Source organism: Klenkia sesuvii, from assembly GCF_037083825.1.
Lineage (GTDB): Bacteria > Actinomycetota > Actinomycetes > Mycobacteriales > Geodermatophilaceae > Klenkia > Klenkia sesuvii.
In genome coordinates, this window is record NZ_JBAPLU010000003.1 from 16090 (window position 1) to 42146 (window position 26057).

Below are 26057 nucleotides of genomic sequence, written 5' to 3' on the forward strand. Positions count from 1 at the left end.
GGCCCGGGTCACTCCGCCGGTGCGGGTGGCAGCAGGGCCGACAGCCCGCCCCAGGCCAGCACGGTGAGCTGGTCCACCAGGTCCCCGGCGGTGACGCTCCGCTCGGTCGACCACCAGTGCGCGGCCAGCTGCACCATGCCGACCACGCCGTAGGCCCAGGTCTGGGTGCCCTCGGCGCTGCGGCCCAGGGACAGCAGCCGCTCCCCCATCACCCAGGACAACGCCTCGGCCACCTCGCGCTCGGTCTGCGCCACCAGGTCGGCCCGCCCGGCCCGGCCGGCCTGGGCGTAGGCGAACCGGTAGAGCGCCGGCTCCTCCTCGATGATGGCGACGAACGCGGCCACGACCGCCCGCAGCCGGTCCCGGTCGGTGGGACGGTCCAGCGCCAGCTCCCCCAGCAGGCGGGGCAGCAGGATCTCGGTGCTGATCTGCTCCAGGACGGCGTCGACCAGCTCGTCCTTGTCGGCGAAGTACCGGTAGAGCACCGTCTTGCTGACCCCGGCGGTGCGGGCGACGTCGTCGACGGCCAGCTCGGGGCCCGTGCGGCGGACCGACTCGACCGCGGCGGTGACGAACTCGACGCGCCGGGCCCGCCGGTGCTCGGTCCAGCGGGAGGAGCGTCCGTCGGAGCGGTCGGTGGCTGCCACGGCTCAGCATCCTCCCAGGCCTGCCCGCCGAGGACCGAACCCGCCGAGGACCGGTCCGGTGGCGGCCGCGCCGCGCCGCCCCCCCTGCGTACGGACGTACGCATCGCCTGGTACCGTCCTGGCCCGTGATCGAGCACCGCTCCCCCACCCCGGCCGCGCGGCGGCACGACCCCGACCGGCGCGACCGGCTCGTCGACGTCACCATCGACGTCATCGCCGAGCACGGCCTGGCCGGGCTCACCGCCCGGCGCATCGCCGCCGCCGCCGACGTGCCCCTGGGCTCGGTGACCTACCACTTCGACGGCCTCGACGACCTGGTGCGCGCCGCGTTCACCCGGCACGCCGGGCGCATGGCCGAGGTCTTCCGCGCGCACTTCGCCGGGGTGACCGACCGCACCTCGATGCTCGACGCCGCCACCGACTTCGTGCTGCAGGGCCACGGGGCCTCGCACCGCGAGTGGGCCGTCGCGTACGAGCTCTACCTGGCCGCCATGCGCGACCCGGCCCTCCGCGAGGTCACCGAGGCCTGGATGGGCAGCAGCCGCGACACCCTGCAGCGCGTGCTGGAGCCGGAGCTGGCCCGTGCGCTCGACGGCGTCATGGAGGGCCTGACCATGCACGCCACCCTGACCACCGCACCCCCCACCCGCGAGGAGACCCGCGCCGTGCTCGCCCGCGTCCTCGACGTCCCCGTCGGCGGGGTCGCACCGTGAGCGCGTCCGTGACCGCACCGACCCGCCAGCTGCGCCGCGCCCGCGTCGCCGTCGCCACCTGCTTCGCCCTCAACGCGGTGTTCTACACCAACCTCGTCCCGCGGTTGCCCGAGCTGCGCGACGACCTGGGCCTGTCCAACGGCGCCCTGGGTGCGGCCCTGGCCGCTGCCCCGCTCGGGGCGCTGCTCATGGGGCCGGCCGCCGCCGTGCTCATCGCCCGCCTCGGCTCGGGCCCGGTGGCCTCGATCGGGCTGACCGGCCTCGGCGCGGGCGTCGCGGTCGCCGCCGCGGCCCCGAACTGGCCGGTGCTGGCCGCGGCCCTCTTCCTGGTCGGCGCGCTCGACACCGTCGTCGACGTCGCGCAGAACGCCCACGGCCTCCGGGTGCAGCGGGGCTACGGCCGGTCGATCCTCAACGCGCTGCACGGGCTCTGGAGCCTGGGCGCGGTGGCCGGGGGGCTGCTGGGCTCCCTGGTGGCCGGGCTGGGCGTGCCCCGCGAGCTCCACCTGGTCGTCTCCGCGGTCGTGTTCGGCGCCGTGGCGCTGCTGGTGCGGGCATGGATGCTGCCCGGCCGGGACGGCGCCGACGTGGTCGCCGGCACCGGGGCGACCGCACCGGCGCCCCGCCGGGCGCGCCGCACCGCCCTGGTGGCGCTGGCCGCCCTGGGGGTGCTCGCCGCCGCCGGGGCCTTCGTGGAGGACGCCGCGGCCTCGTGGAGCGCGATCTGGCTGCGCGACGACCTGGGCGCCGGGGTGCTGGCCGCCGGGCTCGGGTTCGTCGTCTTCCAGGTCGCGATGACCGCCGGGCGGCTCACCGGGGACCGGGTGGTCGACCGGTTCGGGCAGCGCCGGGTGGCCCGGGTCGGCGGCGCGGTCATCGCCGCCGGGTTCGCGGTCATGCTCGCCGCGCCGTCGCTGCCGACCACCCTGGTGGGCTTCGCCCTCGCCGGGGTGGGGGTGGCGACGCTGGTGCCGGCGGTCTACGCCGCCGCCGACGAGGTGCCGGGGCTGCCCACCGGGGTCGGGCTCACCGCGGTCAACCTGCTGCTGCGGCTGGGGTTCCTGGTCTCCCCGCCGCTCATCGGGGTGGTGTCCGACGCGGTGGGCCTGCGGGTCGGCCTGGGGTTCGTCGTGCTGGCCGGCGTGCTGGTGGTCGGGCTCGGCCGCGTGCTGCGCACCCGGGTGGGGTGATCACCCCGGGTCAGGCGCTGCCTCCCGGGATGGGAGGCCGCAGCCGACCCGCGGTGATCATGCTGCGCCTCAGCGCTCCGGCGCCGGGTCGGCCAGCGCCGCGACCACCCCGAGCAGCACCAGGCCGGCTGCGGGGGCACCGACGACCCACGGGGCGCGCTCCAGGTAGCCGGTGGTCTCGGCCAGCGCCCGACCCCACTCCGGTGACTCGGCGCCGGCGCCCAGCCCCAGGAACGACAGCCCGGCCAGGGCCAGCGACGCGTGCGGGACCCGCACCAGCGCGTGCCGCAGCACCGGCGGGCCGACGACCGGCAGCAGGTGTCGGCGCACCACGTGCCAGCGGCCGGCCCCGCCCGCCACCGCGGCCACGTGGAAGCCCGATGCCCGGGCCTCGACCGCCAGGGTGCGGGCGTGCACCGCGAGGGGGATCCAGCCCACCAGGGTGACCGCGACGCAGGCCGCCAGCAGGCCGGGCCCGGTCACCGCCGCGACCACGATGCCCACCACGACCGCCGGCAGCGCGTTGAGCACGTCCGCCGGGCCCGACCGGTCCCCCCGCCCCAGCAGGCCCGCGGCCAGCCCGACGACCAGGGTGAGGGCGGACAGCACGACCGCCAGCCCCACCGACAGCAGCGCGCCGTGGCCGAACCGGGCCAGGACGTCCCGGCCCAGCGGGTCCGCGCCGAGCGGGTGCGCCCACGACGGCGGGGCCAGCCGCAGGTCGACGTCCTGGGCGGTCGGGTCGCGCAGCAGACCGGCCAGCACGGCCAGCAGCAGCAGCCCGGCGACGACGCCGGCGGCGCGCTGCGGACGTCGTCGGCCGGCGGCGGCCTCGGGGGTGAACCCGCTGCCGGTGCGGGCGGGTCCCAGGACGAGCCGGTGGACCAGCACCCCGCCGCCGCCGACGAGCAGGCCCGTGGCCACCAGCAGCACCACCGCGGCCTGCACCACCGGGACGTCCTGGCTGAGCGCCGCGCGCAGGGCGGTGCCGCCCAGGCCGGGGATGTCGAAGACCGCCTCCACGACCGCGGCGGCCCCGAGGGTGCCCACGAGCAGCAGCAGGATCTGGGGGACGACGACCGCGACCGCGCGGCGGCCCAGCGCCGTCGCGACCGCGGAGCGCCGCACCCCGGCGGCCCGCCACGTGCGCACCCACGACTCCCCCGCGGTGGCGGCGACGGCACCGGCGAGCAACCGGGCCAGCACCCCGGCGGCCGGGACGCCGAGCGCGAGGGCGGGCAGCACCAGGTGCTCGGGCCCGGTGAAGCCGGTGGTGGGCAGCAGTCCCCAGCCGACGGCCAGCACGGCCACCAGGAGCACCGCGAGGACGAACTCCGGCAACGCCGACAGCGCCCCGCCGACGGCCGCGCCGGGCCCGCCCCCGCGCAGCCGGCCGTCGGCGGCGCGGAGCAGGGCGGGCACGGTGAGCAGGCCGGCCAGCAGCAGGGCGAGCAGGCTCGCCGCGCCCGCGACGGTCAGGGAGACGCCCAGCGCCGGCAGCACGGTGTCGGCGACCGGCGTCCGCGACACCCACGACGTGCCCAGGTCGCCGGTGAGCAGGCGGCCGAGGAACCCGAGCGTGCCGGTGACCGGGTCGGCGGGCAGGTCCAGCTGCCGGCGCACCGCCTCGAGCGCGGCCGCGTCGGGGGTGCCCTCGACGTCGCGGGCGCGCAGCACCGACCGGGCCGGGTCGGCTCCCGAGAGCCACGGCAGCGCACCCACCAGCAGGGCGGTGCCCGCCAGGGCGCCCAGGACGCCGGCCGCCCGGGGCAGCCTGCCCAGCAGCGCCGTGGTCACCGCCCCGTGGTGGTGGCGACCGTGACGACCTGCCGCTCGAACGGGTCGGCCCCGACCCCCTGGACACCGCGGGCCACGCCGGTGCGGCTCTGCTCGTGCAGCACCGGGACGACGGCGCCCGTGGAGAGCACCTGCGCCTCGAGGTCGGCAGCGGCCTGCCGGCGCTCGCGCGGGTCGGTCAGCGCGGCGGCGGCGGCCACGGCGGCGTCGACGGCGGGGTCGCACAACCGGGCCAGGTTGTACCCGCCGTCGCAGGTGAAGTCGGTGGCGAAGTAGCCGACCGGGTCGCCGGTGTCGAGCAGGGTGAGCCGGCTGCCGAGGACGGCGTCGAAGGCACCGGCGAGCAGGTCGGGCTCCAGGGTGGCGTAGGTCTGCACGACCACCTCCACGGTGAACCCCGCGGCCCGCAGCTGCTCGGCCAGCACCGCGGCGGCCTCGGGCAGCTCGGGCCGGTCGTCGTAGGTGGCCAGCCGGATGCTCGCCCCTGCCGGGTCACCCGCGGCCGGCAGGGTGGGGGCGGTGCGCACCGCGGCGCCGAGGGTGTCGTCGGTGAGCAGGCCGGGGGCGACGTCGGCCTGGCCCTCGACGACGCCGTCGACGACCGGCCCGGCGTCGACCGCGGCGACCGCGGCCGCCCGCAGCGCCGGGTCGGCGAAGACCCCGTCGGCGGTGTTCAGCTGCAGCGCGGTCACCCGCGGCAGGGACGTCGTCACCACGCGCTGCTCGTCGGTGAGGGTGGCCAGCTGGGCGATCGGCACCCCCTGGACGACGTCGAGCTCGCCCGCGCGCAGCGACGACGTGCGGGAGTCGGCGTCGTCGACGAACCGGACGTCGACCCCGTCGGCGGCCGGCGGGCCACCCCAGTAGTCGGCCGCGGCGTCGAGGGTGGCCGACTGCACCCCCTGCACGTCGGTGATCGCGTAGGGGCCGGTGCCGTGACCGACGGGGTCGGGGGCCGCGGGGTCGGTGTAGGCGTCGGATGAGAGCACGACCAACGAGGGCGCGCCCAGCCGCTGCACCAGCAGCGGGTCGGCCTGCGCGGCCTGCACCTGCACGGTGTCGGTGTCCACCGCGGTGGCCACCAGGCCGACGTCGCGCAGCACGCGCAGCCCGGGGTCGGCGGCCGCGGCGGCGTTCAGCGACCCGGCGACGGCCTCGGCGTCCATCGGGGTGCCGTCGTGGAAGACCACGTCGTCGCGCAGCTCCAGCACCGCCGTCCGGTCGTCGACGAACTCCCAGGACTCGGCCAGCTGCGGTTCGGCGGCGCCGGAGGCCTCGAAGGTCACCAGGGTCTCGGCCGCACCCATGCGGGTGAGCAGGAGGGCGTCGTCGGTCCACGGCGAGAGGGCCGCCACCGGGGGGAAGGGCAGGGCGACCCGCAACCGGTCGGCGGCGTCGTCGGTGCTGTCCCCGCCGCCGGCGAAGCACCCGCTGACCAGCAGGGCGGGGACGGCGAGGAGGGCGGTGCGGCGGTTCACGGTGCTCCTAGGGGTTCGGGGACGGCGACGGTGCGGCGGGTGAGCAGCCACAGCCCCACCGCGGAGGCGGCGGGCAGGGCGGCGAGGACGAGCCACGGGACGGCGGCGGCCGGCTGCGGGACCGCGGCCAGGTCCAGGAGCGCGCCGACACCGGTGCTGCCGACGAGGACGGCCAGGCCGCCGGCCGAGGCCAGCACGCCGAAGTGCGCGCCCAGCCGCTGCTCACCGGCCAACCGGGGCACCAGGTCCTGGGCCACCGGGACGGCGACCATCTGGCCCAGGTACAGCAGCAGGGCGAAGCCGACGGCCGGTGCCAGCGCCTGGACGCCGTCGGGTGGGGTCACCGGGGCCAGCACGGCCACGAGCAGGAACGAGCAGCTCATGAGCCCGAACCCGACGGGGAGGGCGCGCGCCGGGCCGGCGCGGCGGGCACGGGTGGTGATGGGCAGCTGGAACAGCAGCACGCTGACCGCGGCCGCGACGAACACCCAGCCGAGGGCGCCCTGCGAGCCGGTGGCGCGGTCGAGCTCCACCGGCAGCGCGAGGTAGAGCTGGTTGTAGGAGAGCAGGTAGGTGCAGTAGCAGGCGGTGAAGGCCAGGAACCGCCGGTTGCGGAGCACGTGCCCCCAGCCGGCGGTGACCGGCTCGCCGTCCCCGGTGCCGGTGCGCAGGTCACGCGGCAGGAGCAGCAGGTGCGCCGTGAGGACGACGACGAACACCCCGGCCGCGACCGAGCAGGTGACCGAGAAGGGCACCCCGAGCAGCACCGCACCCAGCACGGGGCCGGTGACCGAGCCGAGCTTGGCGGCGATCGCGTCGAGCCCGAAGACCTCGGCGCGGGTGGCCACCCCGGCCTCCTCCAGCTGCCGTCCCTGGTCGGCCAGCGCCGACTCCACGGCCGGGGAGAACAGCGCGGCGGCGAACCCCACGAGCACGACGCCGAGCAGGACGCCGGGCAGGCTCTCGACCACGGCGAGGACCAGGAAGCCCGCGATGCGGATCGAGCAGCCGACGACGACCACGGGCTTGACCCCGAAGCGGTCGGTGAGCCCGCCGCCGAGGAAGAACAGGCCCTGCTGGCTGAAGGTGCGCACCCCCAGCACGAGCCCGATCACCCCGCCGGCCAGCGCCAGGTCCTGCGAGAGGTGCACGGCCAGGAACGGCACGACGAGGTAGAACCCGACGTTGAAGGCGAGCTGGGAGGCCAGCAGCAGCCGGGGCACGGCCGGCAGCCGGCGCAGCAGCACCAGCGGGGCCCACCGCACGCCGGTCACGACGCCACCGGCGCGAGGGTGGGGACGGCGTCCAGCAGCGCGGCGGTGACCGGGTGGGCCGGCCGGGCGAACACCTGGGGCACGGGCCCCTCCTCGACCACGCGGCCGGCGTCGAGCACCAGCACCCGGTCGCAGAGCCGCTGCACCACGCCGAGGTCGTGCGAGACCACCAGCAGCGCCAGGCCCTCGGCGGCCGACAGCCGGGCGAGCAGGTCGACCACCTGCCGCCGGACGACGACGTCGAGGGCGCTGACCGGCTCGTCGGCGACCACGAGGTCTGGCCGCGGCGCCAGCGCACGGGCGATGGCCAGGCGCTGGCGCTGCCCGCCGGAGAACTCGTGCGGCCACCGGTCGACGGCATCGGGCTCCAGGCCCACCGCCACCAGCAGCTCGGCGACCCGGGCCGCGTGGTCGCCGGGCACCCGCAGGCAGCGCAGGGGTTCGGCGACCGCATCGCCCACGCGCATGCGGGGGTTGAAGGACCGGCCGGGGTCCTGCGGCACCGTCTGCACCCGTCGGCGGAACCAGCGCAGGGAGCGTGCCGACCCCGGGCGCACCGCCCGCCCGTCGAGGGTGACCGTGCCGGCGGTGGGGGTGTCGAGGGCGAGCAGCAGCCGGGCGAGGGTCGACTTGCCGGCGCCCGACTCCCCCACCACGGCCATCCGCTCGCCGGCGGCCACCCCGAGGGACACGTCGTCGAGCGCGACCGCGCCCCGGTGGCGCCGGGTCAGGCCGTCGGCCCGCAGCAGCGGGCTCACCGGACCACCGACAGCTCGCGCGCGGCAGCGACGACCTCGGCCAGCCGCGGGTCGGCCAGCACGTCGGCCACCGGTCCGTCGACGACCAGCCGGCCGCCCTGCAGCACCAGCAGCCGGCTGCACAGCCGCGCGGCGACGGCGAGGTCGTGGGTGACCAGCAGCAGCGCCGCACGATCGGGGCCGGTCACCCGGTCGAGCAGGTCCAGGACGCCGGCCTGCACGGTGGGGTCCAGGGCGGAGGTCGGCTCGTCGGCGACCAGCAGCCGGGGCGCGCCGACCAGGGCCAGGGCCAGGGCGACCCGCTGGCGCTGCCCGCCGGAGAGCTGGGCCGGGAAGCGCCGGGCGGCACCGGGCAGGCCGACCTCGGTCAGCAGGGCCACGGCCCGGCGGGACGCCTCGCGCCGGCCGACCCCACGGGCACGCAGCGGGAGGGCGACCTGCCGGCCGACCCGGGTCAGCGGGTCCAGGGCGGTGCCGGGGTCCTGGGCGACCAGCGCCGTGGCGCGCCCGCGCAGGGGACGCCAGCGGGCAGGGCCGGCGCCGACCACCTCCGTGCCCTCGACCTGCACGCTGCCGGTGACCTGGAGGCCGGTGCCGGTGAGGCCGAGGACGGCGGCGACGAGCTGGGACTTGCCGGCCCCGGACGCGCCGACAACACCGACCCGCTCGCCCGGGGCGAGGTCGAAGGTGATGCCGGCCAGGAGCGGGGTGCGGGGCGGCGCGTCGGTGGCGACGGACAGGTCGTGCACGTGCAGCACTCAGCGGGCTCCTCGGTCAGCGGGCTCGGGAGCACAGTAGCTGCGAACGGTTCGCATCAGTGACTGCGCATGCGCGCAGGCACGGTGGCCGGGCCGCCCCGCGGTGGGTCCGGCTACTGGGCGAGCTGGGTGGCGTAGAGGCAGATCCCGGCGGCGACGGCAAGGTTGAGCGACTCCGCGCGCCCGCGCATGGGCACCCGCACGCGGTGGTCGGCCCGGGCCGCGAGCGCGTCGTCCAGACCGCGCGCCTCGTTGCCGAACAACCACAGCACCGGCCCGGAGAGCAGGCCGTCGGCCCCGGCCCGGTCGAGGGCCACCTCGCCGTCCCCGGCGGCGGCCAGCACCCGCACCCCGGCGGCCTGCACCGCCTCCACCAGGACGTCCAGGGGGGCGCTGCGCACGACGTCGACGTGGAACAGGCTGCCCGCCGAGGAGCGCACGGTCTTGCCCTGGAACGGGTCGGCCGAGCCGCTGCCGAAGACGACGGCGCCCGCGCCGCAGGCGTCGGCGGTGCGCAGCACCGTCCCGGCGTTGCCCGGGTCGTTCAGCTCGGCGAGGGCCACCGACAGCCGCGGCGGGGCGGTGGCGAGTGCCTCCACCGGCACGTCGCGCAGCGGGCACACGGCCACCAGGCCCTGCGGGGAGGCGGTCTCGCTGAGGCCGGCAGCGGCCTTCTCGGTGACCACGCGCACGGTGGCACCGGCGAGCAGGTCCGCGTGGGCAGCCGCGGCGGCCTCCGTGGCGAACAGGTCGGTGACGACGCCGGCGGCCAGCGCCTCGGACACCGCCTGCCGGCCCTCGGCCAGGAAGGCCCCGGCGGCGTCGCGGCCGGCCCGGCGGGTGAGCTTGCGCGCCGCGGCCACGCGGGCGTTGCGCTCGGTCAGCGGTGCGCTCATGGGGTCTCCCGGACGTGCGACGACGCCGCCACCCCGGTCGGGGGTGACGGCGTCGTGGCGGGCGAACTAGGCGGCGACGCCGGTCTGGTTCGGAGCAGCGGCGACCGCGGCACGCGCGGTCTCCACCAGCGCGGCGAAGGCGGCCGGCTCGTTGACGGCCAGCTCGGCCAGGACCTTGCGGTCCAGCTCGATGCCGGCCAGCTTCAGGCCCTGCATGAACCGGTTGTAGGTCATGTCGTTCTGCCGGGCCGCGGCGTTGATGCGGGTGATCCACAGCTTGCGGAAGTCACCCTTGCGCACCTTGCGGTCGCGGTAGGCGTAGGTGGCCGAGTGGAGCAGCTGCTCCTTGGCCTTGCGGTACAGCCGGGACCGCTGACCGCGGTAGCCGCTGGCGGCCTCCAGGGTCGTCCGGCGCTTCTTCTGGGCGTTGACCGCCCGCTTCACGCGTGCCACGTGAGTACTCCTCTAGATCGTTTAGGGGGTGGGGGCGGTCAGAGACCGAGCAGCTTCTTCATCCGGGGCGCGTCGGCGGGCGACAGCACCTCGGAGCCCTTCACCCGGCGCTTGCGCGAGGAGGACTTCACCTCGAACTTGTGCTGGTTGTTCGTGTGCTCGCGGACGAGCTTCCCGGTGCCGGTCACGCGGATGCGCTTGGCCGTGCCCTTGTGGGTCTTGTTCTTCGGCATGTCCTCGGTCCTGTTCGGTGTCTGGGTGGTGCGGGCCGGGGGCCGGTCAGGCCTCGGTGGGCGCCGGCTCCGCGGGGGCCTGCGCGGCCTCGGCGTCCTCGGCGGCCTTGGCGGCGCGCTTCTGGGCCTGCAGCGCCGCCTGGTTCTTGTGCGGCGCGATGACCATGACCATGTTGCGGCCGTCCTGCTTGGGGTTGGACTCGACGACCCCGAGCTCCGAGACGTCGCCGGCCAGGCGCTGCAGCAGCCGGTAGCCCATCTCGGGGCGGGACTGCTCGCGACCGCGGAACATCACGGTGATCTTGACCTTGTCGCCACCCTTGAGGAAGCGGACGACGTGGCCCTTCTTGGTCTCGTAGTCGTGCGGGTCGATCTTCAGCCGCAGGCGCATCTCCTTGATGACGGTCTGCGTCTGGTTGCGACGGGCCTCGCGCTCCTTCTGCGCGGCCTCGTACTTGAACTTCCCGTAGTCCATGAGCTTCACGACGGGCGGCCGGGCCATGGGGGCGACCTCGACGAGGTCCAGCTCGGAGTCCTGGGCCAGGCGCAGCGCCTCGCCGATGGACACGATGCCGACCTGCTCGCCCTCGGGGCCGACGAGGCGGACCTCGGGGACCCGGATGCGGTCGTTGATGCGGGGCTCGGTGATGGCCTCTCCTCTTCGTTCTACGAATGAGGAGTCAGCGTCCCGACCCGAAGAAGGGCCCTCGACCCGCGCGGGGCGGGGAGGGCCTGGAGCCGGCAGGACCGGCCCCGTACTTCAGGTGACCTGGGCGCCTGTACCGGCGTCAGGTGGGAGCGGGCTCCTCTTGGTCGACGACCCGGGGCGGGGTCGTCGGGTGGTGCGCCTCATGTAGCGGGGTGAGACGCCGTCCAGGGTACCCCTCAGGCCCGGCTCGCGGCCAGCAGGGTGCGCATCCCCTCCACCGCGCGCACGGCGCGCTCCCCGTCGGCGGCCTGCACGGCCAGCACCGACAGCTCGTCGTCGTCGACCAGCAGCAACGTCGCCCACGGGGAGTCCTCGTCGAACCGCACCGCCCGGACGTGCTCCCAGGGCAGGGTGTGCGTGCCCACGATGTTGCGCACCCGCACGCCGCTGGCGTCGGCGTCGACCCGGGCCCGGGACAGGTACAGCGTCGCCCCCGCCATCGCCAGGCCCAGGCCGGTCGTGGCCACCTGGTCGGAGGTGCGGAAGGCGATGACCCCGGTGGTGTGCGTCTTCAGCAGGATCGAGACCACGAGCATGACCCCGAAGATGACCGCGGCCATGACCGCGCACATGATGCGCTGGCGGCGGGGGGTGGCGGACACCGTCGTGAGGGCGGGCGTGGTCACGCCGACCAGTCTCCCACTGGCAGAGTGCGGGCGGTGAGCAGCAGCGACGCCCCCGCCACCCAGGTCACCGGCACCGCCCAGCACGCCGCCTGGCAGGCCCGGGAGCTGCCCCCGGTCGAGGAGGTGCGGCCCGGGCTCTGGTCGATCCCCGTGCCCATCCCGCACAACCCGCTGCGCTACGTCTCGGCGTACGCCTTCGCCCTCGACGGCGGCGGGCTCGGCCTGGTCGACTGCGGCTGGGAGCACGAGGAGGGCTGGACGGCGCTCACCGACGGGTTGGCCGCGGTCGGCGGCGGGGTCGCCGACGTCCGGGGCGTGCTGGTCACCCACCTGCACTTCGACCACCTCGGCCTGGCCGGGCGGGTGCGCGAGGCCAGCGGCGCGTGGATCGCGATGCACCCGGCCGACGGCGACGCGGTGCGCGGCTTCTCCGGCCGCGACGCAGCCGCTGCGGTCGAGGCCCAGGTCGAGTTCCTGGTCGGGCTGGGCGCCGACCGGGCCACCGCGGCGTCGGACGTGGGCGAGCCCGACCGCTGGGAGCGGTTCCACCGCATGGCCGTCCCCGACCACGACCTGCAGGACGGCGACGTCGCCGACTTCCCGGGGTGGTCGCTGCGCGCCGTGCACACCCCCGGCCACACCCCGGGCCACCTGTGCTTCGCCGAGGAGCGCACCGGGGTCCTCCTGTCCGGCGACCACGTCCTCCCCCGCATCAGCCCCAACATCTCCACGAACCCGGGCGGCCCGACCGACCCGCTGCGGGACTACCTGGGGTCGCTGGCCGCGGTGGGCGCCCGGCCGGAGCCGGCCGAGGTGCTACCGGCCCACGAGTGGCGGTTCACCGGGCTGACCGCCCGCACCGCCGAGCTGCGCGCCCACCACGAGGCACGGCTGGCCGAGCTGCTGGCCGCCGTCCGGGCGCACCCGGGGAGCACGCCGTGGGACCTGGCCGCCCACCTGACCTGGTCGCGCCCGTGGGCGCAGTACGAGCGCGGCATGCGGGTCTTCGCCGTGACCGAGACCGATGCCCACCTGCGCCTGCTCGCCAGCCGCGGGTCGGTGGTGGGCACGGCGGGCCCGGTGCCCCGCTACACCGCGGCGTGAGGCTCGCCGAGCTCGCCGACCGGGTGCGGGCGGCTCCCCCGCGGCTGGGCGGCACCCGGCTCGTGCTGGTGGACGGCCCCGCCGGGTCGGGCAAGACCACCCTCGCCGGCCGCCTGGCGGCCGCGCTGGACAGCGGTGCGGGCCCGGCCCCGGTGGTCCACCTGGACGACCTCTACGCCGGCTGGACCCTCGACGGGGTGGTCGAGCGGCTGACGGCCTGGGTGCTCGACCCCCTCGCGGCCGGCCGCGACGCGCACTTCGCCGGCTACGACTGGGCGGCCGGGGACTTCCGGGTACCGACCACCGTGCCGGCCGCCGACGTGCTGGTCGTGGAGGGCTGCGGCGCGGGCGCCCGGTCGCTGGCCGACGTCGCGGGGCTGCTGGTGTGGGTGGAGGCGCCACCGGCGACGTGCGCCCGGCGGTGGGCGGCGCGCGGCGGGGCGGCGATGACCGCCCACCAGCCGGCGTGGGCCGCCGAGGAGGCCGTCGTCTTCGCCCGGGAGGGCACCCGGGCGCGCGCTGACCTGCGCGTCGACGGGGCGCCGCTGCACGACCCCGGGCCGGACCTCGTCGCGCTCGCCTGAGGGCGGTCGCGCGGGCGCGGACCGGTCAGGCGGCGAGGATGCTGTCGACCAGCTCGGCGCGGCGGGCGGCGGGCACGGGCCGGCCCCGGCCGGTGATCCGGTCCCACACGACGCCGCCCAGGACGGCGGTGACCCACTGCTGCCGGGCCGGTCCCATGGGCTCACCGCGCCGGCGGGCCCGGGCGGCGACCGCGCACATGACCTCCTGCACCGCGTCGGTGACCGCGACCTCGACGCCGGCGCGCAGCCGCCGGTCCCCGCCGGCGGCCTCGGCGACCGCGGCCACGGCGAGCTCGTCGCGACCCAGGGGGCGACCCCAGTGCTCGACGACCCGGAGCAGGTCGGCGGCGGTGCTGCCGGCGTCGCCGCGGTCGACCACCACCGGGACGCCGGCGACCGCGGCCCCCACCAGCGCCGGCAGGGAGCCCCACGTGCGCTCGACCTCGACCGGGTCGACGCCGGCCCGGTCGGCGACGAGGGCGAGGGACAGGCCGTGCCAGCCGCGTTCGGCCAGCAGCTGCACCACCGTGGCCAGGACGGGGGTGCCGACGGGGGCGACCGCGGGGGCGCCCAGGTGCATCGGGGTGGGGGTGGCGATCGGAAGCGACATGGCCGGTCCTGGGGTCCACGGGGGATGAGGTGCACCTCTCATCGGCAGCCGGCCACGTCGACCGCACCGCCACCCGCACCCCACCCGAACGCCGCCGCCCCACCGGGCACGTGCACCCCTCGTGTCCCGGGGGCCCCGAGTGGGCACGGGACGGCCGTGGACACCCCCGCCCGGCACGGCCGCTACCCCTACTCCGCGCTGCCCGACCGCCCGACCTGGGACTGGCCCGGCGGTGCCCGGCTGGCCGTGTACGTCGGCCTGAACCTCGAGGTGTTCGACTTCGGCGCCGGCCGCGGCGCGCAGCTGGCCCCCGACAGCGGTGTCCCCGACGTCCTGAACCACGCCTGGCGGGAGTGGGGCAACCGGGTCGGCGCCTGGCGGTTGCTGGAGGCCTTCGACGACCTCGGGCTGCCGACCTCGGTGCTGGCCAACAGCCGGGTGCTCGAGGACTGCCCCGGCCTGGTGGAGGCCTTCCTGGCTCGCGGCGACGAGCTGGTGGGCCATGGCCGCACCAACGCCGAGCGGCAGGCCGACCTGGCCGAGGACGACGAGCGCGCGCTCATCGCCGAGGCCACGCAAGTGCTCACCGAGCGGGGCGGACGGCGGCCGGCCGGGTGGCTGGGTCCGTGGATCTCCGAGAGCCGCGTGACGCCGGACCTGCTCGCCGAGGCCGGGTACACCTACCTGCTGGACTGGGCGCACGACGACCAGCCGACCTGGCTGGCCACCCGCGGCGGCGGCCGCATCCTCTCGGTGCCCTACCCCCAGGAGCTGAACGACATCCCGGCGGTGGTCGCCCGGCAGGCCACCGGCCAGGAGTTCGCCGACATGGTGGTGGCCACCTTCGACGAGATGCTCGAGCAGTCGCGCACGGCGCCGCTGGTCATGGGCATCGCGCTGCACCCCTACGTCGGCGGCGTGGCGCACCGGCTGCGGCCGCTGCGCGCAGCGCTGGCCCACGTGGCCGCGCCCCGCGACGAGGTGTGGCTGACCACCGCCGGAGCCGTCGCCGAGCACGCCGCGCGCGAGCTGGGGTGACACACGGCCGACACACGGACGCGACACGATGGACGGCGTGACCGAGTCGCAGGACGCGTCCGCAGGCCCGTTGCCGCTGGCCGGCTACACCGTCGCGGTGACCGCCGCCCGGCGGTCGGAGGAGCTGGGTGCCCTGCTGGACCGGCGCGGTGCGCGGGTGGTGAGCGCACCGGCCATCCGCATCGTGCCGCTGGCCGACGACGCCGAGCTGGTGGCCGCCACCCGCGAGGTGCTGCGCGCGCCCGTCGACCTCGTGGTGGCCACCACCGGCGTGGGCTTCCGCGGGTGGCTGGAGGCCGCCGAGGCCTGGGACCTGCCCGTGGTCGAGCACCTCGCGACGGCCCGGGTGCTGGCCCGGGGACCCAAGGCCCGTGGGGCCATCCGCGGTGGCGGGCTGGTCGATGCGTGGTCACCGGCGTCGGAGAGCTCGGCGGAGGTGCTCGAGCACCTGCTGTCCGGCGCCGAGGGTCCGCTGGCCGGGCGGCGCATCGCCGTCCAGCTGCACGGCGACCCGCTGCCGGACCTGGTGACCGGGCTCGAGCAGGCCGGCGCCGACGTCCTGCGGGTGCCGGTCTACCGGTGGGTGCTGCCCGAGGACACCGCTCCCCTGCGCCGGCTGGTGCACGCCGTCGCCGCCCGGGCCGTCGACGCCGTCACGTTCACCTCCGCCCCGGCGGCGTCCTCGCTGCTGCACGTCGCGGAGGAGGAGGGCGTGCTCTCGGGGGTGCTCGGCGCCTTCGCCGACGGCGTGCTCGCCGTCGCCGTGGGTGTGGTGACCGCCGGACCGCTGGTCGCCGCCGGGGTGCAGACCGTGCAGCCCGAGCGGGCCCGGCTCGGGGCGCTGGCCCGCGAGGTGGTGGCCCGGTTGCCCGAGCGCGACCCGGTGCTGGCCGCCGGCGGTCACGTCCTGCAGGTGCGCGGGCACGCCGCCGTCGTCGACGGGCGGGTGGTGGAGCTCGCGCCGGCTCCGATGGCGGTGCTGCGCACGCTGGCCCGCCGTCCGGGCGCGGTGGTCTCGCGCCCGGACCTGCTGGCCGCGCTGTCGGGCGGCACCGACGCGCACGCCGTGGAGATGGCCGTGACCCGCCTGCGCGCCGCGCTCGGCGCACCGGTCGTGGAGACCGTCGTCAAGCGCGGCTACCGCCTGGCGGTCTGACCAGGAGCGCGTCCCGCACCTGGTGCGCGCCTGGGCGGGTCACCTCGCACCCGAACGCGCGTGCGTGCGCACCCTCGCCGGGGTGCGCACGCACGCGGGTGACCGCGCCGCCGGACCCGTGGGGGCGCGCACCCGGCGAAGGGGTGCGCTCCCACACGGGTCCGCCGCTCAGACCCGCACCCTCGTGCCCGGGCGGAGGTAGACCGCCCAGGTGACGGCGGTGCAGACGACGTAGAAGGCGATGAACACCAGGTAGGCGGCATCGCCGGTGCCGGTGGTCAGGAACGACTGCCGGAAGGCGAGGTTGACCAGCACCCCGCCGAAGGCGCCGATCGCCCCGGCGATCCCGATGAGGGCTCCCGACATGCGCAGTGCCCGGCGGTCGGCCACGGCGGGGTCCTCGCCGGCGGCGACGGCGTCCATGGCCTGCACCCGGAAGATGGCCGGGATCATCTTGTAGGTCGAGCCGTTGCCCACGCCGCTGAGCACGAACAGCAGCACGAACCCGACGACGAACAGCGGCAGCGACCCCAGCTTGCTGGCGGCGAACACCACCGCCGCGCCGAGGGCCATGGCCACGAAGTTCGCCGCGGTGATCCGGGCACCGCCGAAGCGGTCGGCCAACCGGCCGCCGACCGGGCGGATCAGCGAACCCAGCAGCGGCCCGAGCCAGGTCAGCGACGCGGCGGCCAGCGGGGTGGCGAACGAACCGCTGAACTGGTTGGTCAGCACCTGGCCGAACGCGAAGCTGAACCCGATGAACGAGCCGAACGTGCCGATGTAGAGGAACGACATCACCCAGGTGTGCCGCTCGCGGGTCGCGTCGCGCAGGGCCCGGGGTTGGTTGCTGACGGTCGCCAGGTTGTCCATGAGCAGGGCGGCGCCGACGGCGGCCGCGACGATGAACGGCACGTAGACCAGCAGCACGATGCGCGGGTGCTCAGCGCCGGCGGTGGCGAGCACGAGCAGGCCGACCAGCTGGATGACCGGGACGCCGAGGTTGCCGCCGCCGGCGTTGAGGCCCAGCGCCCAGCCCTTCTCCCGCTCGGGGTAGAAGGCGTTGATGTTGGCCATGGAGCTGGCGAAGTTGCCGCCACCGACACCGGCCAGGCAGGCCACCGCGAGCAGGGTCCCGTAGGACACCCCGGGCTCGAGGACCAGCGCGGTCGCGATCGTCGGGACCAGCAGCAGGGAGGCCGACACGATGGTCCAGTTGCGGCCGCCGAAGGTGGCGACGGCGAAGGTGTAGGGCAGCCGCACGAACGACCCCAGCGCGGTGGGCAGGGCGGTGAGCAGGAACTTCTGGGCGGCGACCTCCGGCGGCTCCCCGGTGAAGGTGCCGGCCGCGACGTACGCCGGACCCAGGAACAGCACCATCACCGACCACAGGCTCCAGATGGAGAAGCCGATGTGCTCGGAGAAGACGGAGAGCCACAGGTTGCGCCGGGCGACCGGCTTGCCCGTCGTCTCCCAGAACTGCGGGTCCTCGGGCCGCCAGTCGTCGATCCACCTCCCCCCGCGACGTGGTCGGGTGGTGGGTGCGGGGTCGGTCACGAGAGCCATGCGGTGACCTTGGCCGGGCCCCGTGACCTGGCCGTTGCTCGTACGGGCGAGCTGTGTTCCGTTCCCCGCACCGGGGCTGACCCGACGTGGTGAGGAATGCTGCGCCCACGGGTCGTGACCGGGATGATCGCCTGCGTGACCTCTCCTGACCCCGGCCGCACGCTCATCGAGTCCGGGTTCGGGGTCGCCGGGTCGATGACCTCGGCGGCGGCCACCGTCGTCTACTCCCCCGCCGACGCGGCCCTGCAGCTCGACGAACGGTTCACCGCCTGCCTGCGGGAGCTGGCCGACGACCTCGCCACCGGGGTGTTGCCCCGTCGCGAGGCCGCCCGGGCCGGGGCGGCGCTGGCCTTCGCGGTTGAGCACGGCATCACCCTGTCGCGCCGCGACCGCACCGTGCGCTCGGACGGCTTCTTCGCCGAGCGCGCCGGGGGCCGGGTCGCCGCGCGCGAGCTGGGTGAAGGGGTGCTGCTGGCCGCGCGGACGTCGTCCGACGACCGCCGGGTGCGGCACCTGGGGTGCCTGCTCGCCGAGGTGGTGGTCTCCCCCGACGTCGACGCCGCGTTGGCCGAGCGGGCCCTCCTGGCTGCGCGTGACCTCACGTGGCGGCAGCTCGCGCTGCTGGCCGCGGTCGGACGGCGGGAGCGCTCGCCGCTGCCGCTGACCCCGGTGCCGGTGGACCCGCGGGCGTGGTCGGCGTGGGGCGCGCTGGAGGACCTCACGGGGCTGCAGCTGCTCGGGCTGCTCGACCCGCCGGTCGCTGCCCCCCGGCCCGGTGGCTCGGCGCAGCCCCGGCTGCGCCCGGCAGACCTGCGGCTGACCCGCCGCGGGGTGCTGCTGCACCGCCTGCTGGCCCTGGACTTCGTCCGCGCCGACGACGTCGACGCCGCCCTCGCCGCGTTGGGCTGACCCCGGCTGCCGCAGCCTGGGCCGACCCCCGACACCGCCCCTTCCCCCACGCCACGGCAGGGGTGGAGGGACGGCGAGGTGGGTCAACCCTCCTCGGCGACGCGGTCGAGGTGCTCGATCATCGGGGCTGTCATGCTTCCGCCCCCGTGGCCGGCGTCGCCGATGACCACCAGCTCGCTGCCCGGCCACGCCTGGTGCAGTGCCCAGGCGGTGTCGAGCGGCCCGCTCACGTCGTACCGGCCGTGCACCAGCAGCCCAGGGATGCCAGCCAACCGGTGCGCGTCGCGGAGCACCTGACCCGGTTCGAGGAAGCAGCCGTGCGCCCAGTAGTGGGTGACCACCCGCGTGATGGCGAGCTGCCACGACGGGGGTTGGCGGGTGAAGTACGGCTCGTGGTCAGGAGCCAGCGAGACGTGGGTGTCCTCCCAGGCGCACCAGGCCGCGGCGGCGTCGGCCCGGACCTGCGGGTCGGGGTCGTGCAGCAGCCGGCTGTAGGCGGCCGACGGGTCGCCGTCGCCCACCCGGCCCGCGGCGAGGAAGGCCTCGTGCTCGCGGGGGAAGACCCGGCCCATGTCGCGGGTGATCCAGTCGGTCTCGCGCCGATCGCCGTTGGTGATCGCCGCCAGCACCAGGTCGGTGACCCGGTCGGGGTGGGCCTGTGCGTAGACCAGCGCGAGGGTGACACCCCACGACCCGCCCCACAGCAGCCACCGCTCGATGCCGAGGTGCTCGCGCAGCCGCTCGAGGTCGGCCACCAGGTGCGGGGTGGTGTTGGCGCTCAGGTCGACCTCGGGCTCGCCGGCCCACGGGGTGCTGCGGCCGGCGTTGCGCTGGTCGAGCAGCACGACGCGGTAGCGCGTCGGGTCGAACAGGCGCCGCATGCCGGGGGTGCAGCCACTGCCCGGGCCGCCGTGCAGCACCAGCGCCGGCTTGCCGTCGGGGTTGCCGCAGGTCTCCCAGTACAGGGAGTGCCCGTCGCCGACGTCCAGCATCCCGCTGTCGTACGGCTCGATCTCCGGGTACCGCTCGACCATGCCTGCACCTTCCCACGCAGTCGCCGCACCGAGTGCTGAACCAGGGTTGGTCGGTTCGCCGCAACGCGCACTGGCTCAGCACTCGCTGACCCGCGGGGCCCGGGCACGGGCAACGCGTCGGTCGGTGGCGGGCTGACTGCCTAGGGTGCCCGCGTGAGCTGGTCGTCGACGGCGCGGCGCGTGCGGGACGGCGATCGACCGATGGGCCAGCGGGTGAATGCGCTGCACTCCCTCGTCGCCCGCCACGCCGCGCCCCTCGCCTCCAGCGACACCCGTACGACCCTGAGGACACTCGTCGGGGCGACCGGGCGCCGGTGGGACGAGGAGCAGGTGATGCGCGCGCTGGAGCACCTGGAGGCCACCCGCTCGGTCCGTATCGCCCAGGTGCACGAGGTCACCACGCGGCGACGGGCCGCGAAGGCTGCGGGCCGCCGTCGTCCGACCGCGGCCGACCTGGTCCTCCTCCAGCCCCCGGTCCTCACCCCGGCCCCGGACATCGACCTCGGCGCGGTGCTGCGGCGGGTCGTCGACGAGGTGTTCGGCCCCGACATCGCGCGGACGTCCCGGCCAACCGCTCGGGGTACCCACCGGGTCGAGCTGACCTCGCCGGACGAACACCGCCACGCCGGCGTGGAGGCGTCGACGACGGGGTGGTTCGGGGTCTGGGTGCTGGACGATCTCCGCGTCTCCACCTTCGTCGTCGAGTACGACCAGGTGGAGGCGTTCCAGGCCGAGGCCGTCCGCCAGGTGGTCCGGGTCGCCGAGGCCTACCTGGCGGGGTGCTTCACGGTCCGGCATCGCCGCACGCTCATCCGGCGCCGGGTGCAGCCGCTGGTCGACATCGACGTCGACGGCGCTACGTGGACGCTGCGCCGGCCGGTCTTCTCCCGCTGACCGGCGGGGTGGCCGGACTTTCTGCACCGTGGCCGGCTGATGAACCGGCCGGCCACCGTGCGGGATGTGCGGCCACCCCGGGCGGCGCCTCAGAGCTCGACGACGAGGGCGCCGTCCTCCTCGCGGACGGCGTAGACCGGCAGCGGGCCGGCGCCGGTCGTCGGCGTGCCGTCCCAGCGCCAGGCGTTCAGGTGCAGCGGGCAGACCACCACCTTCGCGTCGCTCTGGCCGTCGGCCAGCGGGCCGCCGGCGTGCGGGCAGACCGCGGCCACCGCGCGCAGCGAGCCGTCGCGCAGCCGGAACACCGCCACCGGCGTCCCCCCGGCGGTGAACGCGCGGCCTTCCCCGACCGGCACCTCGTCGGCCCGGCCGACCACGTGGGCCTGCAGCGAGGAGGTCATCGGACCGGCACCTGCGGCAGCACCGTCAGCGGCAGCGCCGTGCGGAACTGCCCCGGGGACGACGGTGCGGCCAGGTCGCGGGCCCACGGGTCGGTGTAGGCGTCGATCGAGCGCTGGATGCCCTCGTCCAGCGCGGCGCACAGACCCTCGCTGTCCTCGAGCAGCACGGCCTTGAGGCGGTCCAGCCCGAAGCGCGGCACGAAGTCGTAGGTGCGCTCGAGCCAGTTGCCGTTCTCCCGGTAGAGCTGCAGGAACCGGCCGACGAGCTCGAGGACCTCCGACGTGGTGGACACGGTGGCCAGCAGGTCGCCCTTGCGCACCGAGGCGCCGGCCGCGCCGCCGACGTAGACCTCCCAGCGGCCCTTGCCGGTGGCGACCACGCCGACGTCCTTGACGTAGGCCTCGGCGCAGTTCCGCGGGCAGCCGACCACGGCCATCTTGATCTTCGCCGGGCTCTCGAGGCCCTGGAAGCGGGTCTCCAGGTCGATGCCCAGCTGGGTCGAGTCGTCGAGGCCGAAGCGGCAGAAGTCGCTGCCCACGCAGGTCTTCACCGTGCGCATCGACTTGCCGTAGGCGTAGCCCGAGGGCATGCCGAGGTCGGCCCACACCTTCGGCAGGTCCTCCTTGCGGATGCCGAGCAGGTCGATCCGCTGCCCGCCGGTCACCTTGACCATCGGGACGTCGTACTTCTCCGCGACGTCGGCGATCCTGCGCAGCTGCGCGGGCGTGGTGACCCCGCCCTTCATCTGCGGGACGACGGAGAACGTGCCGTCGCGCTGGATGTTGGCGTGCACCCGGTCGTTGACGAACGTGGCGTCGGGCTCGGTGACGTAGTCGGAGCCCCAGATCATCTTGAGCAGGCTGGCCAGCCCCATCTTCGACTTCGCGTCCTCCTCGCCGCCCCGGGCCAGCGTCGCGAAGACCGCGGAGACCGACCGCAGGTCGTGCTCCTTGATCGCCGCGATGAGCTCGGGCTTGGGCAGCGGCACACCCGGCACGTACCAGGACGCCGACTCCTCCTCGGTCAGGTTGCCGTCGGCGGCCCACTCCACGATCCGCTGCACCAGGCCCTTGCAGGAGCCGCAGCCCTTGCCGGCGCGGGTGGCGTCCATGACTGCCGGCAGCGAGGTGCAGCCGTCGGCCACCGCACCGCAGATCCGGTCCTTGGTGACGCCGTTGCAGTTGCAGACCTGCGAGTCGCCGGGCAGCTCGGCCACGCCCACCTCGGCGTCGCCGTCGGAGAGGTCGACCAGCAGCTTGATCCGCTCAGTCGGAAGCGGGGTGCGCCGGTCGAACGCCTGGGTGAGGAAGGCGACCTTGCGGGTGTCGCCGACCAGCGTGGCCCCGATGAGCTGGTCGTCGCGGACCACGACGGACAGGTAGACCCCGCGCTTGGGCTCGCTGATCACCAGGAACTCGTCGGACTCGCGCTCAGGGGTGCTCACCCCCATCACCGCGACGTCGACGCCGGCGACCTTGAGCTTGGTCGCCGTCCGGGAGCCGGTGTAGGCGGCGTCGGGATCCGCGCCGGTGAGCAGGTCGGCGAGCACGGTGGCGTGCTCCCACGCGGGGGCGACCAGGCCGTAGACGGTGCCGCGGTGCTGCGCGCACTCGCCGATCGCGTAGACGTCGGGGACGTCGGTGGCCATCCGGTCGTCGACCAGGATCGCCCGCTCGACCTCCACCCCGGACCGGACGGCGACGTCGGTGTGCGGCCGGACCCCGGCCGCCACCACCAGCAGGTCGCAGTCGAGGGTGCGCCCGTCCTTGAGCACGACGCCGGTCACGCGGTCGGTGCCCAGCACCTCGGTGGCCATCGCGTCGGTGTGCACGGTGATGCCGAGCTCCTCCACGCTGCGCCGCACCACCCCGCCGGCCTCGGCGTCGAGCTGGGCGTTCATCAGCCAGCCCATCGCGTGGACCAGCTCGACCGCCATGCCCTGCGCCTGCAGCGCGCGGGCGGCCTCCAGGCCGAGCAGGCCACCGCCCATGACGACGGCCTTGCGGTGGGTGCGGGCGGCGGCGAGCATCTGGCGGGTCTCGTCGATGGTGCGGAACCCGACGACGCCGGGCAGCAGGTCACCCGAGGCCGTCCGCACCCCGGTCATCGGCGGGATGAACGAGTGGCTGCCGGTGGCGAGCACGACGTGGTCGTAGGGGGTCGCGGTGCCGTCGGCGGCGTGCACGACCTTGGCCACGGTGTCGATGCGCTCGACCCGCACGCCGGCACGCAGCTCGACGCCGCGCTCGGCGTACCAGTCGTGGCTGTTGAGCACGATGTCGGCCTCGTCGGCCTCGCCGGCCAGCACCGGCGACAGCATGATCCGGTTGTAGTTGCCGTGCGGCTCGTCGCCGAGGACGGTGATCCGGAAGTCCCGGCCGCCGTCGCGCTCGAGCACCTCCTCCACGAAGCGCGCGCCCGCCATGCCGTTGCCCACGACGACGATCTGCGCGCGGGTGTCGACGTCCTGCTGCTCCGAGCGGGGCCGCGTGGCGGCCCCCAGGATGGCCGTCATCAGACCTCCACCAGACCCAGGTCGACCACGAGCTCGCCGGTGACGCCCGCGGGCGCGGCGGCGTGCAGGGTGATGACGCTGCCGCCGGGCAGGTCCTCGACCACCCGCAGCGGCACGTGGACGTCGCCCTTGGCGCCGATCGGGAACCAGCGCACCGGCTCGCCGTCCCGCACCAGCAGGACGTACACGAGCTCGGACGTCGAGTTGCCGCCGCGGAAGTACAGCGCCTGGGCGTTGGCGCCGGCCGGCACGGTGTAGGTGAGCGCGGGGTCGACCGGGCCGGGCTTGGTCAGCCCCTCCCCGGTGAGGGGGTAGATGCCCTGCAGGAACCTCGGGGTGCTCTTCACGGCTGGGGTTCTCCTCCGGGTCGGGGTGAGCGGGGTGCGGGGTGCGCCATCGAGGACGAGCGGCACGGGTTGGGAGGTCGGGGCGGGCACACGTTCGACGGGTCCGCCGACGCGGGCGACGGCGACCGCGCAGGTCTTGAAGGCCGGCATGCGGCTGATCGGATCGAGGGCTGCGTCGGTGAGCGCGTTGGCGCTGGACCCGCCGCCCCAGTGGAAGGGCGCGAAGACGACGTCGGGCCGCACGGCGTCGGTGACCGTGGCAATGAACCGGGCCTTCCCGCGGCGGGTGGTCAGCTCGACGACGTCGTCGGAGGCGATGCCGTGCCGGGCCGCCAGGTCGGGGTGCAGCTCGCAGCGGGGCGCGGGGGCGACCAGCTGCAGGCTGCGCGAGCGCCGGCTCTGGGTGCCCGACTGGTACTGCGCCATCACCCGGCCGGTGGTGAGCACGTAGGGGTGCTCGGCGTCCGGGGGCTCGTGGGCGCCGGTGTGCTCGACGGCGACGAACCGGGCCCGACCGTCGGGGGTCGGGAAGCGGTCCAGGAACAGCCGCGGGGTGCCGGGGTGGTCGGGGGTCGGGCAGGGCCAGAACACGCCCTGCTCGTCGTCCACCCGCGACCAGGTGATGCCGGCGTAGTCGGCCCTGCCGCCGGCGCTGGCCCGGCCGAGCTCGGCGAAGACGGTCTCGGGGTCGGCGCTGAAGTGCGCCCCGGCGCCGAGCCGGTCGGCCAGGTCGGCCAGCAGCGCCAGGTCGTCGCGGGCCTCGCCAGGCGGGTCGAGGGTCCTGCGGCGCCGGATGACCCGGCCCTCGAGGTTGGTCATCGTGCCGTCCTCCTCCGCCCACATGGCGCTGGGCAGCACCACGTCGGCGAGCTCGGAGGTCTCGGAGAGGAAGAAGTCGCTGACCACCAGGAACTGCAGCTCGCGCAGCCGGCTCATCACCCGGCGGGCGTCGGGGGCCGACACCGCGACGTTGGAGGCGAGCACCAGCAGGGCGTGCACGTCGCGGCCGAGGGCGTCGAGCAGCTCGAAGGCGCTGCGGCCGGGCTGCGGCAGCGAGTCGGGGTCCACCCCCCACACGGCGGCGACGTGCGCACGGGCTGCCGGGTCGGCGAGCATGCGGTAGCCGGGCAGCTGGTCGGCCTTCTGCCCGTGCTCCCGTCCGCCCTGGCCGTTGCCCTGCCCGGTGACCGTCCCCCAGCCGCTGCCCGGGCGACCGACCAGGCCGAGGGCCAGGGAGAGGTTGATCCACGCCTGGGCGGTGTCGGTGCCGTTGCGGTGCTGCTCTGCCCCGCGGGCGGTCAGCACGATCGCGTTCTCCGCGCCGGCCAGCGCCAGCACGACGCGGCGCATGGCGGTCACGGGCACACCGGTGAGCCGCTCGACCCGGTCGGGCCAGTACGCCTTGACCGAGGCCCGGACGGCGTCCCACCCGGTGGTGCGGGCGGCGACGTACTGCTCGTCGACCAGGCCCTCGGCGACCGCGATGTGCAGCAGGCCGTTGGCCAGCGCGAGGTCGGTGCCGGGCAGGGCCTGCAGGTGCAGCTCGGCGGCGCGGGCGGTCGCCGTCCGGCGGGGGTCGACGACGAACAGCCGGCCGCCCTTCTCCCGGGAGGCGTCCAGGTACTGCATCGCCGGCGGCATCGTGTCGGCCGGGTTGCTGCCCACCAGCACCAGGACGTCGGCCCCGGCCAGGTCGGCCAGCGGGAAGGGCAGGCCGCGGTCCAGGCCGAACGCGCGGTTGGCCGCACCGGCCGCCGAGGACATGCAGAACCGCCCGTTGTAGTCGATCTGGGAGGTGCGCAGCGCGACCCGGGCGAACTTCCCGAACTGGTAGGCCTGCTCGTTGGTCAGACCGCCGCCGCCGAAGCAGCCGACGGCGTCGAGCCCGTGCGCCTCCTGCGTCCGCCGGATGCCCGCCACGACGAGGTCCATCGCCGCGTCCCACGACGTCTCCACCAACGGCGAGGTCCGGTCGCCCGGGGTGCTGCGCACGAGGGGCCGGGTGAGCCGCTCGGGGTGGTCGAGCAGCTCGGGAGCCGACCACCCCTTGGAGCACAGTCCGCCGCGGTTGGTCGGGAAGTCGGCCGGCACGAGGGTGGCCGGGCGGTCGCCGGCGGTCAGCGCGATGCCGCACTGCAGGGAGCAGTACGGGCAGTGGGTCTGCGTCGTCCGGGTGCGGGACGCCGACGGGGCGGGGGGCACGGGTGGAGCCTGCGGCGGGCCGGTTCCGGGTCGGCGTCACCGACGTCAAGGTCGCGTTCCGTACCCCTCACGACGTCGCGGCACCGGTTGTGCGGGGCTCTCACCCCACCGGGTCATGGAGACCGCTGCGGCCACGCCGACAACAACGGGGAGACCCTCTGACCCCG

25 protein-coding genes are annotated in these 26057 nt (G+C 75.9%); 8 read left to right on the top strand and 17 right to left on the bottom strand.

Annotated features, from left to right (window positions below; all coding sequences use genetic code 11):
• Window positions 1–8: 8 nt before the first annotated feature.
• Entirely contained in the window at window positions 9–647 is a 639-nt protein-coding gene (locus TEK04_RS03590; protein WP_336402944.1) for a TetR family transcriptional regulator, read from the bottom strand.
• A gap of 125 nt (window positions 648–772) precedes the next feature.
• Between TEK04_RS03590 and TEK04_RS03595 the strand changes: the two genes are divergently transcribed.
• Complete coding sequence (locus TEK04_RS03595) at window positions 773–1360, top strand: TetR/AcrR family transcriptional regulator (RefSeq protein WP_336402945.1); 588 nt, start codon at window positions 773–775, stop codon at window positions 1358–1360.
• Between the two features lie 8 nt (window positions 1361–1368).
• The gene (locus tag TEK04_RS03600) at window positions 1369–2550 is read left to right on the top strand and encodes an MFS transporter (protein ID WP_336402946.1); all 1182 of its coding nucleotides are present in this window, start codon (window positions 1369–1371) and stop codon (window positions 2548–2550) included.
• A 69-nt stretch (window positions 2551–2619) separates the two neighbouring features.
• On the opposite strand, the gene TEK04_RS03605 is transcribed toward TEK04_RS03600, so the two are convergent.
• The 10 genes from TEK04_RS03605 to TEK04_RS03650 all read right to left on the bottom strand — a co-directional run bounded on the left by TEK04_RS03605 (window position 2620) and on the right by TEK04_RS03650 (window position 11532).
• Window positions 2620–4347, bottom strand: coding sequence for an ABC transporter permease subunit (locus tag TEK04_RS03605; protein WP_336402947.1), 1728 nt, complete (start codon window positions 4345–4347; stop codon window positions 2620–2622).
• Window positions 4344–5825, bottom strand: a complete 1482-nt coding sequence (locus TEK04_RS03610) for an ABC transporter substrate-binding protein (RefSeq protein ID WP_336402948.1) — start codon at window positions 5823–5825, stop codon at window positions 4344–4346. The genes TEK04_RS03605 and TEK04_RS03610 overlap by 4 nt, the downstream gene beginning before the upstream one ends.
• Entirely contained in the window at window positions 5822–7099 is a 1278-nt protein-coding gene (locus tag TEK04_RS03615) for an MFS transporter (protein ID WP_336402949.1), read from the bottom strand. Before TEK04_RS03615 ends, TEK04_RS03610 begins: the two co-directional genes overlap by 4 nt.
• Window positions 7096–7857 carry an ABC transporter ATP-binding protein gene (locus TEK04_RS03620; RefSeq protein ID WP_336402950.1) on the bottom strand — a complete coding sequence of 254 codons (762 nt, stop codon included), beginning with the start codon at window positions 7855–7857 and terminating at the stop codon, window positions 7096–7098. The genes TEK04_RS03615 and TEK04_RS03620 overlap by 4 nt, the downstream gene beginning before the upstream one ends.
• Window positions 7854–8615 carry an ATP-binding cassette domain-containing protein gene (locus TEK04_RS03625; RefSeq protein WP_336402951.1) on the bottom strand — a complete coding sequence of 254 codons (762 nt, stop codon included), beginning with the start codon at window positions 8613–8615 and terminating at the stop codon, window positions 7854–7856. The genes TEK04_RS03620 and TEK04_RS03625 overlap by 4 nt, the downstream gene beginning before the upstream one ends.
• A 113-nt stretch (window positions 8616–8728) precedes the next feature.
• Window positions 8729–9511, bottom strand: coding sequence for a TrmH family RNA methyltransferase (locus tag TEK04_RS03630; protein ID WP_336402952.1), 783 nt, complete (start codon window positions 9509–9511; stop codon window positions 8729–8731).
• A gap of 66 nt (window positions 9512–9577) precedes the next feature.
• Entirely contained in the window at window positions 9578–9964 is a 387-nt protein-coding gene (rplT, locus tag TEK04_RS03635; protein ID WP_336402953.1) for a 50S ribosomal protein L20, read from the bottom strand.
• Between the two features lie 38 nt (window positions 9965–10002).
• Window positions 10003–10197, bottom strand: a complete 195-nt coding sequence (rpmI, locus tag TEK04_RS03640) for a 50S ribosomal protein L35 (protein WP_336402954.1) — start codon at window positions 10195–10197, stop codon at window positions 10003–10005.
• Window positions 10198–10243: 46 nt separating this feature from the next.
• Entirely contained in the window at window positions 10244–10846 is a 603-nt protein-coding gene (gene infC, locus TEK04_RS03645) for a translation initiation factor IF-3 (protein ID WP_336403227.1), read from the bottom strand.
• 236 nt (window positions 10847–11082) lie between these two features.
• Complete coding sequence (locus TEK04_RS03650; RefSeq protein WP_336402955.1) at window positions 11083–11532, bottom strand: PH domain-containing protein; 450 nt, start codon at window positions 11530–11532, stop codon at window positions 11083–11085.
• A 33-nt stretch (window positions 11533–11565) separates the two neighbouring features.
• Between TEK04_RS03650 and TEK04_RS03655 the strand changes: the two genes are divergently transcribed.
• Both TEK04_RS03655 and TEK04_RS03660 read left to right on the top strand, forming a co-directional pair.
• On the top strand, window positions 11566–12636 hold the full coding sequence (locus TEK04_RS03655; RefSeq protein ID WP_336402956.1) for an MBL fold metallo-hydrolase: 1071 nt from the start codon (window positions 11566–11568) through the stop codon (window positions 12634–12636).
• Window positions 12633–13220, top strand: a complete 588-nt coding sequence (locus TEK04_RS03660) for a uridine kinase family protein (protein WP_336402957.1) — start codon at window positions 12633–12635, stop codon at window positions 13218–13220. The genes TEK04_RS03655 and TEK04_RS03660 overlap by 4 nt, the downstream gene beginning before the upstream one ends.
• A gap of 25 nt (window positions 13221–13245) precedes the next feature.
• Here the strand turns inward: TEK04_RS03660 and TEK04_RS03665 are convergent, their stop codons facing one another.
• On the bottom strand, window positions 13246–13830 hold the full coding sequence (locus tag TEK04_RS03665; RefSeq protein ID WP_336402958.1) for a TetR/AcrR family transcriptional regulator C-terminal ligand-binding domain-containing protein: 585 nt from the start codon (window positions 13828–13830) through the stop codon (window positions 13246–13248).
• A 156-nt stretch (window positions 13831–13986) separates the two neighbouring features.
• On the opposite strand from TEK04_RS03665, the gene TEK04_RS03670 reads away from it, so the two are divergent.
• Both TEK04_RS03670 and TEK04_RS03675 read left to right on the top strand, forming a co-directional pair.
• A complete protein-coding gene (locus tag TEK04_RS03670) occupies window positions 13987–14868 on the top strand; it encodes a polysaccharide deacetylase family protein (RefSeq protein ID WP_336402959.1) in 882 nt (293 codons plus the stop codon).
• Between the two features lie 37 nt (window positions 14869–14905).
• Window positions 14906–16024, top strand: a complete 1119-nt coding sequence (locus TEK04_RS03675; protein ID WP_336402960.1) for a uroporphyrinogen-III synthase — start codon at window positions 14906–14908, stop codon at window positions 16022–16024.
• A gap of 168 nt (window positions 16025–16192) precedes the next feature.
• Here TEK04_RS03675 and TEK04_RS03680 read toward each other — a convergent pair whose 3' ends face one another.
• On the bottom strand, window positions 16193–17587 hold the full coding sequence (locus tag TEK04_RS03680; RefSeq protein WP_336402961.1) for an MFS transporter: 1395 nt from the start codon (window positions 17585–17587) through the stop codon (window positions 16193–16195).
• A gap of 135 nt (window positions 17588–17722) precedes the next feature.
• On the opposite strand from TEK04_RS03680, the gene TEK04_RS03685 reads away from it, so the two are divergent.
• The gene (locus tag TEK04_RS03685; RefSeq protein ID WP_336402962.1) at window positions 17723–18496 is read left to right on the top strand and encodes a hypothetical protein; all 774 of its coding nucleotides are present in this window, start codon (window positions 17723–17725) and stop codon (window positions 18494–18496) included.
• A gap of 83 nt (window positions 18497–18579) precedes the next feature.
• Here TEK04_RS03685 and pip read toward each other — a convergent pair whose 3' ends face one another.
• A complete protein-coding gene (gene pip / locus TEK04_RS03690) occupies window positions 18580–19530 on the bottom strand; it encodes a prolyl aminopeptidase (RefSeq protein WP_336402963.1) in 951 nt (316 codons plus the stop codon).
• Window positions 19531–19683: 153 nt separating this feature from the next.
• On the opposite strand from pip, the gene TEK04_RS03695 reads away from it, so the two are divergent.
• Window positions 19684–20424: a hypothetical protein gene (locus tag TEK04_RS03695; RefSeq protein WP_336402964.1), complete on the top strand. Its 741-nt coding sequence runs from the start codon at window positions 19684–19686 to the stop codon at window positions 20422–20424.
• 89 nt (window positions 20425–20513) lie between these two features.
• On the opposite strand, the gene TEK04_RS03700 is transcribed toward TEK04_RS03695, so the two are convergent.
• Genes TEK04_RS03700 through TEK04_RS03710 form a run of 3 tightly spaced genes read right to left on the bottom strand, consistent with a single transcriptional unit; the run spans window position 20514 to window position 25890 of the window.
• Window positions 20514–20825, bottom strand: coding sequence for a Rieske (2Fe-2S) protein (locus tag TEK04_RS03700; protein WP_336402965.1), 312 nt, complete (start codon window positions 20823–20825; stop codon window positions 20514–20516).
• Window positions 20822–23341: a nitrite reductase large subunit NirB gene (nirB, locus tag TEK04_RS03705; protein WP_336402966.1), complete on the bottom strand. Its 2520-nt coding sequence runs from the start codon at window positions 23339–23341 to the stop codon at window positions 20822–20824. Before nirB ends, TEK04_RS03700 begins: the two co-directional genes overlap by 4 nt.
• Window positions 23341–25890 (bottom strand): molybdopterin oxidoreductase family protein, encoded by a 2550-nt coding sequence (locus TEK04_RS03710; protein WP_336402967.1) that lies wholly within the window; start codon window positions 25888–25890, stop codon window positions 23341–23343. The genes nirB and TEK04_RS03710 overlap by 1 nt, the downstream gene beginning before the upstream one ends.
• Window positions 25891–26057: the final 167 nt, after the last annotated feature.

Coding starts and splice junctions, on each gene's coding strand:
- TEK04_RS03630 (WP_336402952.1), bottom strand. CDS start 9,511: ATGAGCGCACCGCTGACCGAGCGCAACGCCCGCGTGGCCGCGGCGCGC.
- rpmI (WP_336402954.1), bottom strand. CDS start 10,197: ATGCCGAAGAACAAGACCCACAAGGGCACGGCCAAGCGCATCCGCGTG.
- TEK04_RS03665 (WP_336402958.1), bottom strand. CDS start 13,830: ATGTCGCTTCCGATCGCCACCCCCACCCCGATGCACCTGGGCGCCCCC.
- TEK04_RS03680 (WP_336402961.1), bottom strand. CDS start 17,587: ATGGCTCTCGTGACCGACCCCGCACCCACCACCCGACCACGTCGCGGG.
- pip (WP_336402963.1), bottom strand. CDS start 19,530: ATGGTCGAGCGGTACCCGGAGATCGAGCCGTACGACAGCGGGATGCTG.
- TEK04_RS03700 (WP_336402965.1), bottom strand. CDS start 20,825: ATGACCTCCTCGCTGCAGGCCCACGTGGTCGGCCGGGCCGACGAGGTG.
- nirB (WP_336402966.1), bottom strand. CDS start 23,341: ATGACGGCCATCCTGGGGGCCGCCACGCGGCCCCGCTCGGAGCAGCAG.